The organism is Bacillus safensis, from assembly GCF_039619585.1.
GTDB lineage: Bacteria > Bacillota > Bacilli > Bacillales > Bacillaceae > Bacillus > Bacillus safensis.
Window position 1 is genome coordinate 1,118,083 of the sequence record NZ_CP154909.1, and the last position, 13,558, is coordinate 1,131,640.

The window sequence follows — 13,558 nt, forward strand, 5'->3', positions numbered from 1 at the left end:
ATGCTGCACATTGGCGGAAAAACATTCACATCAAGACTATTACTAGGAACAGGAAAGTACCCATCATTTGAGGTTCAAAAAGAAGCGGTGAACGTATCGGAAGCCGAAATTTTAACCTTTGCCGTCAGAAGAATGAACATATTCGAAGCATCTCAGCCTAATTTTTTGGAGCAGCTTGATTTATCAAGATATACGCTGCTTCCCAATACAGCTGGTGCAAGTACAGCAGAAGAGGCAGTGCGTATTGCCCGTTTAGCAAAGGCTTCTGGGCTTTGTGACATGATCAAGGTAGAAGTCATTGGCTGTTCAAGGTCTCTTCTGCCAGATCCAGTTGAAACATTAAAAGCATCTGAAATGCTGCTCGAAGAAGGATTTATCGTGCTGCCATATACATCTGATGATGTGGTGCTGGCAAGAAAATTAGAAGAACTCGGTGTCCATGCCATCATGCCTGGTGCTTCACCGATTGGTTCAGGCCAAGGTCTGTTAAACCCTCTGAACCTCTCATTTATAATCGAGCAGGCGAAGGTGCCGGTCATTATTGATGCTGGCGTAGGTTCTCCGAAGGATGCAGCTTATGCGATGGAACTTGGAGCTGACGCTGTATTACTAAATACCGCTGTCTCTGGTGCAAAGGATCCTGTGAAAATGGCAAAAGCAATGAAACTCGCGATTGAATCAGGAAGACTAGGCTATGAGGCAGGACGTATTCCGCTAAAAAACTATGGGACAGCGAGCAGTCCACAGGAAGGAATGCCGTCATTTTGAGCACTCGTTATTCACGCCAGGAGCTTTTTCAGCCAATCGGAACAGAGGGTCAAAAGAGGCTAAATGACTCAAAGGCGGTCATTATTGGAGCGGGGGCACTTGGAACCGCAAGTGCTGAAATGCTCGTTCGTGCCGGCGTTGGTTCTGTCACCATTTTGGACCGAGATTATATTGAATGGAGCAACCTTCAGCGTCAGCAGCTCTACACGGAGCAAGACGTGAAGGATCGACTGCCAAAAGCTGTGGCGGCTGAAAAAAGACTCAAGCAAGTAAACAGTGATGTGCACATCAAAGGAATCGTAATCGATGTGACTGCTCACAATATTGACGAACTTGTCAGCGAGGCTTCAATCATTGTCGATGCAGCGGATAATTTTGAGGTGAGAATGATCGCAAATGATGCCGCTGTCAAACATCAAATTCCGTTCCTTTATGGTGCCTGTGTAGCAAGTTACGGCATTCAATTCACTGTGATTCCTGGTGAGACGCCGTGTTTACACTGTCTGCTTGAACATTTACCTGCACAAGGCATGACATGTGATACTGCAGGTATCATCAGTCCAGTTGTGCAGCAGGTGGCCGCATATCAAGTGGCAGATGCACTTAAATATTTAACAGGACATCAAGTGACGCCAATTTTAAAATCCTTCGATTTATGGAAAAATGAACGGTCTGATATTCGATCGGCCGCGTCTTTAAAGAAGAAGCAATGTCCAAGCTGTGGACTGAAGACCTATCCATTTCTTTCATATGACAAGAGAGCGAAGGCAGATGTACTATGCGGCCGCAATACGGTACAAATCCGCAGTGCAGCAGAAACACCGCCGCCTTTACATGAAGTTGCTCTTCGGTTAAAGAGGGCAGGAATGGATGTGCTTGAGAATCCATATTTGCTTTCGTGTCAAAAGGATGAATTTAAAATTGTCTTATTTAAAGATGGCAGAGCACTTGTTCATGGTACGAATGATATTGCCAAAGCAAGAACTATTTATCATCAATGGATTGGCTAATGAGAGGTGTGAAGAAATGATCAAAAAAGCATTCACAATCGCGGGTTCTGATTCTGGCGGCGGAGCAGGCATTCAGGCAGATTTGAAAACTTTTCAGGAGCTCGGTGTGTACGGAATGTCTGCGATCACAGCGATTACTGCGCAAAACACACTAGGTGTTCACGGGATATACCCGCTTTCAATTGAGGCGTTAGAGCGTCAAATAGATGCAGTGGCAGAAGACTTACTGCCAGATGCCGTCAAAACAGGGATGCTGTGGAGTGCAGACATGATTAAAATCGTAGCTGAAAAAACGGTTCAATATGAAATGAAGCTGATTGTAGATCCAGTCATGATCGCAAAAGGAGGGGCCTCTTTATTAAATGAAGATGCGGTCTCTGCGATGAAAACACACTTGCTGCCTGTCAGCTATGCTGTAACACCGAATCTTCCTGAGGCAGAAGTACTAACAGGCATACGTATTCAGACGAAAGAGGACCGCTATGTGGCAGCGGAGCGTCTTTATGAGCTTGGCACGAAACATGTCGTGATCAAAGGCGGCCATGGTCCATCTGATGGGATGATTTCAGACCTGCTGTATGATGGAAAAGGCTTTATTGAAGTCACAAATGAACATATTGATACACCGCATACACATGGTACAGGCTGCACGTTTGCAGCAGCATTAACAGCTGAAATTGCGAAAGGATATTCGATGAAGGAAGCCTTTGAAACAGCAGAAACCTTTGTCCATGAAGCCATTAAATTCCCTTTACGTATTGGATCTGGACATGGGCCTACGAACCACTTTGCTTATCAGCAAAACAGAATCAAACGATAACGGAATCGAACCGTCTTCACTTGTGAGGGCGGTTTTTTTTCGAAAATGAAACTTTCTTTCAGCGGAAATTGTCATTCTCTTATGATCTGTGATAATATTATGATCAGGTACTAATACTATGTCTTGAAAAAATAGGAGGCTTTATTACATATGAACTTTTCTTTAGAAGGCCGTAATATCGTGGTGATGGGTGTTGCCAATAAACGAAGCATCGCTTGGGGAATTGCCCGCTCACTTCATGAAGCTGGAGCTCGTTTGATTTTTACTTATGTTGGAGATCGTCTTGCTGAATCGGTAAAAGAGCTTGCAAGCACACTTGAGCGTGATGATTCAATTATTCTTCCATGTGACGTGACAAGTGACGAAGAAATCGAAAAATGTTTCGCTGCAATTAAAGAAAAAGTACAAGTCATTCATGGCGTTGCGCATGCCATTGCATTTGCAAACAAGGAAGAGCTTGTTGGCGAATACTTGAACACGAACCGTGAAGGTTTCCTTTTGGCGCACAATATTAGTGCATACTCATTAACTGCTGTAGCAAAAGCAGCACGTCCATTAATGACAGAGGGTGGAAGCATTGTGACGCTTACATACCTAGGCGGAGAGCGTGTTGTATCAAACTACAACGTAATGGGTGTAGCGAAAGCATCACTTGAAGCAAGTGTGAAATATTTAGCAGCTGATTTAGGCGCAGAAGGCATCCGCGTGAACAGTATTTCTGCTGGTCCAATTCGTACGTTATCTGCAAAAGGCATCAGCGGCTTTAATACCATTCTGAAGGATATTGAAGAGCGTGCACCGCTCCGCCGTACAACAACTCCTGAAGAAGTTGGCGATACAGCTCTATTCTTATTCAGTGATCTATCTCGCGGCATGACAGGTGAGAATCTGCATGTTGATTCTGGCTTCCATATCATTGCCCGCTAAACGAATACAAGACTTGCAGCATACCGATGAAGGGTATGCTGTTTTTTTATTTTTCTTCTGATTTGAGGCCTCCGTTCATATATATAAGGAATGAATCATTCGGGAGGGATTAGTATGTCAAATAAAGGTGATGAGAATCAAAAGCCGCTGATGTATATTGTTCAGCCGAGCTATCAAGAATCAAAGCCGGCCATGCAAAATATTGTGAGAAAGCGAAAGAAATCAGAAAAACAGCCAGAAAGTGAGTCCAATGCAAAAGATGTGATCAAAGAAAGCAAGCAGGAGGAACCTGCAGCTCAAGAAATAGAGCATAAAAAAGAAGCCGAGCCGCCTAAACTCCAACATGATGAACGAGAAATAACACAAGAAGCTGAGTTTACAGAAGAACAAGAGATCCCACAAGAAGCAGGGCCTGCACAGGAACAAGAGGATACACAAGAAGCCGAGCCTGCGCAGGAACAAGAGATCACACAAGAACCAGAGATCATACAAAAGCGAGAGCCTCAAGAAGAAGAGGGAAACCAGCCAGAAGGTGTCTTTCATGAAACAAAAGAAGAACCAAGAAGAAAACGAGTGAAAAAGCCTTTAAGTCAGATGAGTATTGATGAAAAAGTCGATTTTCTCACAAGACTGCCTCATAATATGCCAAGGGCTCTTTGTCTGATTGAAGCTGATGGTAAAACATATCGAGGGATCATCATGGATCGAAAAGATGATACTGTGATCATTCGTACAGCAGGCGGGGGAAATCCAGTCGAATTAGCGATTGCTGAGATTTCTTCCATCCACCCGCTAGGTTTTTAACTAATAAAAAAAGTCCCATTTAGGGACTTTTTTTGTTAGCAGTTACGATTGATGAGTCTTGGGTTTAGGCACTCGATTGCGCAGAAGCAGTCAAGGTCTACTTCAACACAATACTTCGATTTTTCTAATCGGAACACATCACATAGGGAATCTTTATCTGTAAAATCTAAAATATGACGGTCTTTGTCAAATGCGATAAGCAAGCTGAGTGTTGCACAGTGATCACAGATATGTTCGACTCTGAAAAATGCAGTACTGAAGCAAGGGCCTGCATCTACTTCTCCGACGTTTCCGAATGCGACGAATGGTTTTGATTTGGATGTAAAGAGAACAAACGGGACAGTGTCACCTAATGAATGTGATGGAGAAAGGAGATTGCTGTAACAGCTGGTCGGGCAATCTTCTTTGACAGCATTTTGCAAGTCGCTAATGTTTTCAACAGCCTCTGTTACACAGCTCCATGAATGATTGCGGCTCATATTCAACCCTCCTATACTAGGAAATTTGTTTGAGTGTTTGAGCACTGTCATCATCTTCAAGCTATCTTTGCCGGCTCGTGCATCTACTTTTAACCAATGCGGAAGCAGCCGCTTCTTATGCTGACTGCTCCGCATGATTGGCTGTCATTCGTGAGGAAGGGGATGCTTTGACTCATGACAAGTTAGATGAGCGGCCTGTTGATTTAGCCGTGGTGATGATGCTTTTTATCTTTTGATGGCATGACTCTGTCGACAAGCTCTGGGTTTAAGCATTGGATTGCGCAGAAGCAGTTTAGATCAACCTCAATACAAAAGTCCGTTTTTTCTAGACCAAAGAAGTCAGGGTCACAAGGGTGACATACGCTTAGCGTATGTCCGTGTACATCAACAGGTCTTAATACAGATAACGTAGCACAGCAGTCGTGTAATTTTTCAACCCGGAAGAAAATAGATTCGAAGCATTGGCAATCGTCAACGAATCCTCCGATGTTTCCGAAAGTAGAGAACAACCCGCCCTTTTTATCAAAAAGTAAAAACGGAATCGTATCTTTTCCAGAAACTGTTGGGCTTAATAAATTACTGTAGCAGCTCGTAGGACATTTATCTTCTACAGCTTCCTGCTCTGCTAAAATCTTATCAACCGCATCGCATACACAGTTTTCATCATGTCGGCCATGGTGTTTTCCGCAGCTCATGGATTTCAGCTCCTTTAACAAGGTATTTGACTTTAGTCCTTAACAACATATGTATGCGCCCTCTAGTTGGTGTGGGTAAATGACCATTTATATTTGATGTATTTTGATAAAAGGAAAAGCAGAGCTTTTCGCTCTGCTTTTGTACATTAGAGGATACCGATTGCAACGATTGTCGCAACAAGTGTTTGAGTAAGTGTTTGGATTGCGATAGAGATGTCCGCATCGATTGTAGATACTGTAACGTTTCTTGAATTTTCGATGACAAGTTTTTGGCGGTTTGTTTGTTTGTGAGTAGCGGCTTGTAAAAGATCCTGCGTAACGCGGTCTGCCAAATCACCGTCAGCGATTGAGATATTTGTAATAGTGATGATCGCTGTTTGAATCGCTACTTGGATAGATGCTGCAACCTGTGCATCAACAGAAGAGACGTTAATGTCACAAGAGTCTCTGACGATAATGACTTCTTCAGATGTCTGCTTTGTGAAACTTACTTGATCCAAGTCTTGTAAGACATCTTCATCATCATAATAGTCGTCACAAAGTGCTTTTCTTTCATAGTTGCAATCGTCGTGGTGTCTGTGGTGTCCGTGATGTCCGTGGTGTGTACAGTTACGATCTAGAGCGACCCAAGAATATGGTTTAGAATCCATTTCTATTCCTCCTTCCGTTTACTTTATTAAATGCTGGAATGCGTGGTTTTGTCTCGGGCATTTACCCTAGCAGGCAACCCATTTTTATTTAATCGTTATTACGCTGCGCATCACGGCGTTGCTGAATACGATTTCGAAGTGAATTTCGTTTTGGACGTACTTTTGGTTCAGGCTCTACTTGTTCCGGCTGTTTTGCTGCCTCAGCCTGCCTTTTTTTCTCCTGCTGCTGTTCTACGAAATCATTTGCTTTCTTTTGCAAGTCCTCCACTAATTTCAAAATCATTCTTCTTTGATCATCTGAGATATTTGCTTTCTGATCATCAGTAATATTGTTTTTGTTTAACACATCACTTACAAGAAGACTTGTTAATGGATCAATATCAGTATTGATTTGAAACTCCTTTTTTTCGTTCTCTTCAGCCACGATGATTTCACCTCTTTCATACGTCATGTTAGAAAAAGAAAGGGTCAAAGAATGCCGGCTTCAACTAAGAGTACATTCAATGTTTGAGTGAGAATTTGGACGGAGTTCATAATGGATGCATCTGATAATGTAATCGTAATGTTATGGCAGTTGATGATTTGAATCACAGTTTTCTTTTGGACTGTCACTTGTTGTGTGGATAAAAGCTGATCTGTGATGTCGGCAGCCACTTCATCGTCTGGTACAAGAATTTGGATTAAAAGAGTAATGATTGTCGTTACGGTCGCTTGAAGGGAGAGTGCAGCTGTTACATCTGTTTTATGAATTGTGACATTTTCGGAATCTTTGATCTCAATGAAATCATCATAATTGCTGATTAATTCGTTTAACAGTTGTGTATATAATATTTCAGCACTTTCTTCAATAGACAATACTTTCACTCCTTTCTTATCTATACATTATTTAATGCAGCAAGGACGCAAGGTGGAATCGGAAAGTGTGAAAAAGTACAACCCAATTTTATTTCCGCTCGATTCATCATGACGATCTTTTTTCTTGCATATATAAAGAAAGGACGGAAAAAGAAGAAAGAAGGAGGTGGAGGCTTCTGAGCGGTGCTTTGTCATTTGTCGTGTTTGCCCTCGCATCCTTTAGACTGACGAGACTGATTGTGTTTGATACCATTACGGCCCCTTTCCGCCGTCTATTTCATGAAGAACAGGAAGAGGTAAACGAACAAGGTGAGGTCGAAACATATATCATCATTAAAGGGGAAGGACTGCGGTCTTGGGTTGGAGAACTGTTAAGCTGTTATTGGTGTACTGGCATATGGTGCACTGCTGCCTTACTTCTGATATACATATTTTTTCCTGTCATCAGCATGTGGCTTAATTTACTATTAGCGATTGCCGCAGCAGCAGGCATCATTGAAGCGGTCGTCTCAAAGCTTGTGAAATAAACAGGCATTCTGATCAGACACGCTTTCAACAAATGCATATACTATCATGGAATAGGAAAGGAAGGGTTGCGATGAAACCAAACGAAACGCCGTCACATACGCTTCAAGGTTATCCAGCGCAGTCAAATCAACAATCTGTATATACGAAGAAAATCAAGAAAACAGGCTGCGGCTGTGGAAACAAAAAGAAACCTCAATAGAAGAGAAAAACAAAAGCCGGATTTATCCGGTTTTTTTGTTGCCCTTTTTTTGAGTGATGCATATGTAAGAGGGAAGGGGTGACCAGAATGGATGCATTCGAACAATTAATTGGTTCCTTGTTCACTAAACCCCATGATGGGAAAGAACAAGCGCACGAGAAGGCTGAAATGGATCTAACGGATAAAGCGAATGATCTTGAGGAGCACTTAAAAGAATTTGGCGTGAAGATGGAGGCTTTTGCGAAAGAAACAGAAGCATTCATGATGCGTCATAGAGAGGCAGATTACGTATTTAAACAGCAGAAATAAAAATTCCGCACTTTTTTATGTGATCGTCCAAACCATTTCTTTCATTTTTCATATTTTGTAAGGGAGAAGAGGAGGTGCTTATATATGAGTTGTTACGGTGGCGGTTCTTGCGGCGGCTACGGAGGTGGCTACGGCGGCGGATATGGATCAACATTTGTTCTTGTCGTTGTGCTTTTCATCCTTCTAATTATCGTTGGTGCTTCTTTCTTTAACTACTAAAAAGTAAGAAGGTGAGGGAAGCAAGGGGGAAGCCTTTTGCTTTCCTTTCTCTTTGATCAAACAAGGCTTTAGGATAGGCACATATCTCGCCTATTTTCATATAGTAAGGTGATTACTCCACAAAGAGGAGGCAAATGAATGGATAATAAATTCTTTAAAAGCGTAGAAAACAAAACCGGTGTGAATATGAATGATGTGTTTAAACTTGCAGGTTCTTTGCAAAATGCCAACTTTAAAGATGAGAATACCGTTCGAGGTGTCATTAAAAAAGTAGCGCAGCTTGCGAACAAACGTGTACCTAAAGAAATGGAAGACAAAATCGTTCAATCGATTACAAGTGGAAAAGAAAAGCTTGATTTCAATACAATCTCTAAAATGATGAACAATAAAAAATAAACAACAGGCTCTCCGTTTAAAGGGGGGCCTGTTGTTTTTGCGTAAATAATTCACGGTTTTTCTTTAGAAGAGGATATAAAAAGCGAGAACGATGAGCCGTTTTTCCTCGTCTAAATGATGGAACAGACAGATAAAGAGATTGTTCAGCTCTTGTCATGGCCACGTATAATAAACGGCGCTCTTCTTCCAGCGCTTCTTCATCACCGTTTCTGAGTTCATCCAGTGAGAAATCATGGGGCAGTGCCCCGTCGACCACACAAGTGATGTATACTGTCTGGAACTCAAGTCCCTTTGCGCGGTGGATCGTCATGAGCTGAACACCGGGTTCATCTGTTTTTTCCTTTTCGGCAGACTTCATATGTTCGGCATGTGCGAGAAAGGCTTCAATCGTTTCAAAGCGTTTGGCGGCTGTTTTCACATCACGTACATCATCCGCTCCTTTTTCAAGTACATTCGTATCGTTCACCCGTTTTTTTAAGTAATCCCCGAGTCCCATCTTTTGTTCAATAAATGTCACTGCGTCCGATGGCTTTAACGTCCGTAACGTTCGGAACAAAGGAACAATTGATTGCAGCTTTTTCCGCTGAAACGGCTGTATATCTGTCAGTTTTCCGAGCGCTTCTACCATTGAGCAATCTTCTGTGATGGTCAGTGCCTTTAGTGTATTCAGGGTTTGCTGCTTTAAAAAGAAAACCGGCAGCAGCTGTTTTATGGCGGCCACATCATCTGCATCCTGACTTAAAGATAGAAAGGCGAGGAGAACCCGAACCATTCGTCTGCTATAGAAGGCTTTGACGCCGGCATCCGTTTCATACGGAATGGCCGATTGATGCAGCCGTTCATAAATCGCACGGCCGCCTGTGTTCGTTCGAAACAGCACGCAGAAGTCATTCGGCTTTGCACCGTTTTTAATTTTCTCCTGAATATCTGCGACAATCATCGTCGCTTCCTCTTCTTCATCATATGGATAAAAAAGCGTCGGAGGAATTTTCTCCTCGCGCACGGCTTTTAACGTCTTCTCATAGCGATGCTGATTTTTCTTAATAATCGCATCAGCACTTGCGACAATCGTATGGTGAGACCGGTAATTCGCATGTAAATGGACGATCTGAGCAGAAGGATAGTCTTGTTTGAATTCAAGAATGAAAGCAGGATTGCTCCCTCTAAAGGCGTAAATGGCTTGATCATCATCCCCTACACAAAATAACTGCTCTGATTCTCCGGCTAAAAGCTGAATCAATTGATATTGTACTGGATTAATATCCTGAAATTCATCCACTAAAATATACTGGAATCGTTCTTGATACCGTTTTAGCAGTTCGGGCTGTTCTGTCAGCATATGTAAGCAGGCAATCGCCATATCATCAAAGTCAAATTGCTGATTGTCTCGTTTTTGCTGTTCATATGATTGATAGATCGTCCACATATGTTTTTCCTTTTCATCCTTCAAATCAGGAAGTTCACCTGGTAAAAAGGCATTTTTCCAATAGCCGATCGATTGCAGTACTTGATCAGTAGGGTAGTCTTTTTCATCAAGCCCTTCATTCATGATGGCTTTTCGAATGTATTGCTCCTTTTGCCAGTCAAACTTGATCAGATGCTGGCCGTTCCATTTGCTTGCGTCATCGTGAAGCAGCATTTTATAAAAAAGACTGTGGAAGGTGCCTGTCACTACTTGGCTGGCTTGTGAAGGATGAAGCTGGTATTGCTTGCGCAGCCTTTCTTTCATCTCACTGCTCGCTTTGGTCGTGAAGGTCACGAGTAAAATATGATGAGCAGGAATATGATGATGGGACATGAGATAAGCCGCTCTAGCCGTCAGGACTCTTGTTTTCCCGCTGCCGGCACCAGCCAGCACAAGCATCGGACCATCTTGATGTGTGACAGCTTGAAGCTGTGGTGTGCTGAAGGTGATATGCGGAAAGAGGTCGATCGTATGAACTTGTTCATTCTCTTCTAAATGTAAGGCGTCGCTAAATTGAATTGACCTAGGTTCCTGCCAGTCATATGATTCGTTCGTTTGCGAGATGATCTGTTTCCCGGTTGGAAAACGGAAGCCGCCAAGTTCTTTATAAGAATCCCTTTCCTCTTGATCTGCCGTTTTATTGTGATCAGCTTGTTCTTCAGCTTTTTCACAAATCTCTTGCTGAGACATGTGCTTATGAATAAAGGCAGGTTCATCATGTATATTTAATCTAAAAAAGACCGGTTGTCCGCAATATGGGCAGAATAATTGTCCTTTTTTTCCCTCGTCATGGAGGAATTGATAGTGTTCTCTCGAATACGTATGTAATGAGATCGTTCGATCATGTCGTCGTGCGCATTTCAAAGCTAGTCCTCCAATAGTCAATCAATCTTAAAATGAAACACATCTAATCATATCAAATGAGGCGTGTTTCAAACAGTCATAATTAGGGAATAGTAGAGTAAGAGAGAAGCAAAGGAGGCGTTCTTGATGGGATATATAGCCCCGATTCAGCCGGATCTGTATTTTCAGTATATCAATCGTCCAGCTCCTCAGGATAAAGAAGACTACGCGAAAGTAACAAAGGTTACCCGCACCTTTCATGACAAGATTTACAGAGAGCTGGAGAAAAAAGAGGACTTAGTGACAGAAGCGGAAACGAAAGTACAGCAAAAAAAGCGGGAACGCTTTGTACGAGATATGTTTATGGAGGAAGGCAAGGGCGTTCATATCAATACGTATATATAAATGATTACGCTTTCTTCCATTGGCGAACGATAATGAAAAAGAAAAAGCCAGGGCATCTTGAATGCTCTGGCTTTTCTTTTGGTCAAACAGACAGTGTTTTTGTCATTTTGACATGTTTGATTCCTGCTTCTTCAAACGGTTCAGAAACCGCTTTGTAGCCTTTCTTTTCGTAGAAAGGAAGAGCTTGGATTTGGGCATGCATAACCGCTTCTTTTGCTCCATTAGCAACCGCTTCTGTTTCTAGCGCCTCTAATAGCTTGTGGCCAAGGCCGAAGGAGCGCGCCTCTTTTAACACACAAATTCGTTCAAGCTTTGCCTTTGATCCCTCAATGATCCGCAGTCTAGCGGCCGCCTGAGGCTTTTTGTCATCATTGTAAATGACAAAATGGGTGGCTTTGTCTTCTAGTTCATCTATTTCGATCTCTATTGGAACTTCTTGTTCTTTTACGAATACTTCTTTTCGAACGTAATATGCATCTTCTCGTTGTGTTTGTTCTGTTGCGATGACTGTTTTCAAATGTCTTTAACCCTCTTCTCCTAAAATAAATGTTTCATAGACGGTCCAAGATCCGTTCTCTAATTGATATAAAAGGTGGAAGCGATCCACTGTTTCTTCATGGTCAATCTTTCTCAGCTTTAATGTGCCAAGTACGTCTGAATGCTCATCATCTGATAGTTTTTGAGCGACTGTCACATGCGGAACAAAGGCATATTCAGGTGTGCCGGCAAGTGGATCTGCGTACAATCTTTCATTGAGCGCCATGATGTCCTCGTTCGGTTCTACTTTCATATAAATGACGTTGTTTACAGGAGCGAATGAACTGAATTTTTTAATACGTAACGTAATAGGAGAAGCATTTTTTGCATAATCTCTTAACGTTGAGACGACCTCAGCCGCTTCTAGATCCGTTAATTCAAAAGGTGTTCTTAATGTTAAATGAGGCGGTATGAGTGCATAGTTCGGATCATAACGCTTCCGGTAAGAGTTCGCAATATCTTGCAATTTTTTTGATGGAAATATAACAACTCCGTATTTCATCATGTTCCCTCCTGAATAAGAAAGTATTTATTATTGTTTATTATAACAAAATTCAGTTGATTAACGAATATGGGAGCATTCTTTTTAACGAAGGCGCAATGAGCGGCTGCCAAAACGTCCATTTATGATCCCCTTCGAATGTCTCAAATAAATAATCCGCACCAGATTGTTCAAGAAGGGCCTTTAAATCTTCGTTCGGCTGAACAAAATCAAGCACCTGGCCATCTGTTGTTTTCACAGCGGTTTCCTCAAGCCCAATTTGATGGATAATGGCATAATGAGAAAGGGCTGTTGACTGTTTGACGGCTTCTAGAACCGACTTGTCAACGTAAGGGGACTGCAAAATCAGCCCGCCAAATAAAGAAGGATAATCAATGGCTGTCATGAGGGAAATCGTCGCACCCAGTGAATCACCAATAAACGTCCGTCCTGATCCAATTTGATAGGTTGGATAGTGTTTATCAATATAAGGGACCAGTTCATTTGCTAAAAAGCGTTTATACGCTTCAAACTTTGTACCGTCTGGATGATACGTGTTTCGTCTTTCTGTGACATTTTCATAAGGAACACCAATGATAATCGTGCGTTCCATTTCTTTGTTTTGCATCAATTCTTCTGCCTGTCTGCCTATTTTGCCTAGGCGGAAATAATCATGACCATCCTGAGCAATGATGACATGATATGTATAAAGGGGGGAGTAATTGACTGGCAAATAGATCAAAATGGTCATGTCCGCCCCAAGTTCTTTTGACTGTAAGGTTTCTTCTTGAATGATTCCTGTTTTCTTCACCATAATCCATTCCTCCAGCTAACCAAATTCATCATAAAGTGAAACGTTTCCATTCATTGTAACATGAAAAACAGCGTTGTTCCTATATGCTAACATGCAATCAAATCGTATAACATCCATTCTGTTATAAAATACAGAAAATTTTAATTAATCATGTCATTTCCCCTTGAAAAATGAGATTTAATGGGTTACAGTATTAAGAATTAGAACAGACAGACAACACATTCTTATCGTGAGAGGTGGAGGGACTGGCCCTTTGAAACCTCAGCAACCGGTATGCATCACTTCATGTGATGTACCAAGGTGCTAAATCCAGCAAGCAGCTTTTTTGCTTGGAAGATAAGAGGAAGCGATTAA

20 protein-coding genes and 1 riboswitch are annotated in these 13,558 nt (G+C 42.0%); of the genes, 11 read left to right on the forward strand and 9 right to left on the reverse strand.

The window, feature by feature from the left end:
* The 5 genes from AAYR28_RS05605 to AAYR28_RS05625 all read left to right on the forward strand — a co-directional run bounded on the left by AAYR28_RS05605 (position 1) and on the right by AAYR28_RS05625 (position 4,329).
* Positions 1-768 carry a thiazole synthase gene (locus tag AAYR28_RS05605; protein WP_034282033.1) on the forward strand — a complete coding sequence of 256 codons (768 nt, stop codon included), beginning with the start codon at positions 1-3 and terminating at the stop codon, positions 766-768.
* A complete protein-coding gene (locus AAYR28_RS05610) occupies positions 765-1,778 on the forward strand; it encodes a thiazole biosynthesis adenylyltransferase ThiF (protein WP_061109683.1) in 1,014 nt (337 codons plus the stop codon). Before AAYR28_RS05605 ends, AAYR28_RS05610 begins: the two co-directional genes overlap by 4 nt.
* Positions 1,779-1,794: 16 nt before the next feature.
* Positions 1,795-2,598 carry a bifunctional hydroxymethylpyrimidine kinase/phosphomethylpyrimidine kinase gene (gene thiD / locus AAYR28_RS05615; protein WP_046310584.1) on the forward strand — a complete coding sequence of 268 codons (804 nt, stop codon included), beginning with the start codon at positions 1,795-1,797 and terminating at the stop codon, positions 2,596-2,598.
* Positions 2,599-2,748: 150 nt separating this feature from the next.
* On the forward strand, positions 2,749-3,525 hold the full coding sequence (fabI, locus tag AAYR28_RS05620) for an enoyl-ACP reductase FabI (protein WP_024425017.1): 777 nt from the start codon (positions 2,749-2,751) through the stop codon (positions 3,523-3,525).
* 114 nt (positions 3,526-3,639) lie between these two features.
* Positions 3,640-4,329: a CotO family spore coat protein gene (locus AAYR28_RS05625; RefSeq protein ID WP_120207286.1), complete on the forward strand. Its 690-nt coding sequence runs from the start codon at positions 3,640-3,642 to the stop codon at positions 4,327-4,329.
* A gap of 35 nt (positions 4,330-4,364) precedes the next feature.
* Here the strand turns inward: AAYR28_RS05625 and AAYR28_RS05630 are convergent, their stop codons facing one another.
* The 5 genes from AAYR28_RS05630 to AAYR28_RS05650 form a co-directional block, all read right to left on the reverse strand.
* The gene (locus AAYR28_RS05630; RefSeq protein ID WP_024426462.1) at positions 4,365-4,808 is read right to left on the reverse strand and encodes a CotY/CotZ family spore coat protein; all 444 of its coding nucleotides are present in this window, start codon (positions 4,806-4,808) and stop codon (positions 4,365-4,367) included.
* Between the two features lie 203 nt (positions 4,809-5,011).
* Positions 5,012-5,503 (reverse strand): CotY/CotZ family spore coat protein, encoded by a 492-nt coding sequence (locus AAYR28_RS05635; RefSeq protein ID WP_003211658.1) that lies wholly within the window; start codon positions 5,501-5,503, stop codon positions 5,012-5,014.
* Positions 5,504-5,649: 146 nt separating this feature from the next.
* Positions 5,650-6,153, reverse strand: coding sequence for a spore coat protein (locus AAYR28_RS05640; protein WP_034282028.1), 504 nt, complete (start codon positions 6,151-6,153; stop codon positions 5,650-5,652).
* Between the two features lie 88 nt (positions 6,154-6,241).
* Positions 6,242-6,577, reverse strand: a complete 336-nt coding sequence (locus AAYR28_RS05645; protein ID WP_034282321.1) for a hypothetical protein — start codon at positions 6,575-6,577, stop codon at positions 6,242-6,244.
* 44 nt (positions 6,578-6,621) lie between these two features.
* A complete protein-coding gene (locus AAYR28_RS05650) occupies positions 6,622-7,017 on the reverse strand; it encodes a spore coat protein (RefSeq protein WP_223250954.1) in 396 nt (131 codons plus the stop codon).
* A 167-nt stretch (positions 7,018-7,184) separates the two neighbouring features.
* Between AAYR28_RS05650 and AAYR28_RS05655 the strand changes: the two genes are divergently transcribed.
* From AAYR28_RS05655 to AAYR28_RS05675, 5 genes are all read left to right on the forward strand, one after another.
* A complete protein-coding gene (locus tag AAYR28_RS05655) occupies positions 7,185-7,535 on the forward strand; it encodes a DUF1360 domain-containing protein (protein ID WP_044334792.1) in 351 nt (116 codons plus the stop codon).
* A gap of 71 nt (positions 7,536-7,606) precedes the next feature.
* Positions 7,607-7,735: a hypothetical protein gene (locus AAYR28_RS05660; protein WP_255290946.1), complete on the forward strand. Its 129-nt coding sequence runs from the start codon at positions 7,607-7,609 to the stop codon at positions 7,733-7,735.
* Between the two features lie 87 nt (positions 7,736-7,822).
* A complete protein-coding gene (locus AAYR28_RS05665; RefSeq protein WP_034282024.1) occupies positions 7,823-8,044 on the forward strand; it encodes a hypothetical protein in 222 nt (73 codons plus the stop codon).
* Between the two features lie 84 nt (positions 8,045-8,128).
* Positions 8,129-8,263: a YjcZ family sporulation protein gene (locus tag AAYR28_RS05670; protein WP_034282023.1), complete on the forward strand. Its 135-nt coding sequence runs from the start codon at positions 8,129-8,131 to the stop codon at positions 8,261-8,263.
* Between the two features lie 138 nt (positions 8,264-8,401).
* Positions 8,402-8,659, forward strand: a complete 258-nt coding sequence (locus tag AAYR28_RS05675; RefSeq protein ID WP_034282022.1) for a stage VI sporulation protein F — start codon at positions 8,402-8,404, stop codon at positions 8,657-8,659.
* Between the two features lie 16 nt (positions 8,660-8,675).
* On the opposite strand, the gene AAYR28_RS05680 is transcribed toward AAYR28_RS05675, so the two are convergent.
* The gene (locus AAYR28_RS05680; protein WP_335370742.1) at positions 8,676-10,988 is read right to left on the reverse strand and encodes an ATP-dependent helicase; all 2,313 of its coding nucleotides are present in this window, start codon (positions 10,986-10,988) and stop codon (positions 8,676-8,678) included.
* A gap of 126 nt (positions 10,989-11,114) precedes the next feature.
* Between AAYR28_RS05680 and AAYR28_RS05685 the strand changes: the two genes are divergently transcribed.
* Positions 11,115-11,372, forward strand: coding sequence for a hypothetical protein (locus tag AAYR28_RS05685; protein ID WP_003210759.1), 258 nt, complete (start codon positions 11,115-11,117; stop codon positions 11,370-11,372).
* An 82-nt stretch (positions 11,373-11,454) separates the two neighbouring features.
* On the opposite strand, the gene AAYR28_RS05690 is transcribed toward AAYR28_RS05685, so the two are convergent.
* Genes AAYR28_RS05690 through AAYR28_RS05700 form a run of 3 tightly spaced genes read right to left on the reverse strand, consistent with a single transcriptional unit; the run spans position 11,455 to position 13,204 of the window.
* Positions 11,455-11,889: a GNAT family N-acetyltransferase gene (locus tag AAYR28_RS05690; protein ID WP_046310592.1), complete on the reverse strand. Its 435-nt coding sequence runs from the start codon at positions 11,887-11,889 to the stop codon at positions 11,455-11,457.
* Positions 11,890-11,895: 6 nt separating this feature from the next.
* Complete coding sequence (locus tag AAYR28_RS05695; protein WP_024426454.1) at positions 11,896-12,411, reverse strand: YjcG family protein; 516 nt, start codon at positions 12,409-12,411, stop codon at positions 11,896-11,898.
* Between the two features lie 52 nt (positions 12,412-12,463).
* Positions 12,464-13,204, reverse strand: a complete 741-nt coding sequence (locus AAYR28_RS05700) for an alpha/beta hydrolase (RefSeq protein WP_098676826.1) — start codon at positions 13,202-13,204, stop codon at positions 12,464-12,466.
* A gap of 221 nt (positions 13,205-13,425) precedes the next feature.
* Positions 13,426-13,547: riboswitch (SAM riboswitch) on the forward strand.
* Positions 13,548-13,558 lie beyond the last annotated feature (11 nt).

What these genes read in the sequence shown, in the direction of transcription:
- AAYR28_RS05605 (WP_034282033.1), top strand. Translation starts at nt 1, where the DNA reads ATGCTGCACATTGGCGGAAAAACATTCACATCAAGACTATTACTAGGA.
- thiD (WP_046310584.1), top strand. Translation starts at nt 1,795, where the DNA reads ATGATCAAAAAAGCATTCACAATCGCGGGTTCTGATTCTGGCGGCGGA.
- fabI (WP_024425017.1), top strand. Translation starts at nt 2,749, where the DNA reads ATGAACTTTTCTTTAGAAGGCCGTAATATCGTGGTGATGGGTGTTGCC.
- AAYR28_RS05625 (WP_120207286.1), top strand. Translation starts at nt 3,640, where the DNA reads ATGTCAAATAAAGGTGATGAGAATCAAAAGCCGCTGATGTATATTGTT.
- AAYR28_RS05630 (WP_024426462.1), bottom strand. Translation starts at nt 4,808, where the DNA reads ATGAGCCGCAATCATTCATGGAGCTGTGTAACAGAGGCTGTTGAAAAC.
- AAYR28_RS05635 (WP_003211658.1), bottom strand. Translation starts at nt 5,503, where the DNA reads ATGAGCTGCGGAAAACACCATGGCCGACATGATGAAAACTGTGTATGC.
- AAYR28_RS05640 (WP_034282028.1), bottom strand. Translation starts at nt 6,153, where the DNA reads ATGGATTCTAAACCATATTCTTGGGTCGCTCTAGATCGTAACTGTACA.
- AAYR28_RS05660 (WP_255290946.1), top strand. Translation starts at nt 7,607, where the DNA reads ATGAAACCAAACGAAACGCCGTCACATACGCTTCAAGGTTATCCAGCG.
- AAYR28_RS05665 (WP_034282024.1), top strand. Translation starts at nt 7,823, where the DNA reads ATGGATGCATTCGAACAATTAATTGGTTCCTTGTTCACTAAACCCCAT.
- AAYR28_RS05670 (WP_034282023.1), top strand. Translation starts at nt 8,129, where the DNA reads ATGAGTTGTTACGGTGGCGGTTCTTGCGGCGGCTACGGAGGTGGCTAC.
- AAYR28_RS05675 (WP_034282022.1), top strand. Translation starts at nt 8,402, where the DNA reads ATGGATAATAAATTCTTTAAAAGCGTAGAAAACAAAACCGGTGTGAAT.
- AAYR28_RS05685 (WP_003210759.1), top strand. Translation starts at nt 11,115, where the DNA reads ATGGGATATATAGCCCCGATTCAGCCGGATCTGTATTTTCAGTATATC.
- AAYR28_RS05695 (WP_024426454.1), bottom strand. Translation starts at nt 12,411, where the DNA reads ATGAAATACGGAGTTGTTATATTTCCATCAAAAAAATTGCAAGATATT.
- AAYR28_RS05700 (WP_098676826.1), bottom strand. Translation starts at nt 13,204, where the DNA reads ATGGTGAAGAAAACAGGAATCATTCAAGAAGAAACCTTACAGTCAAAA.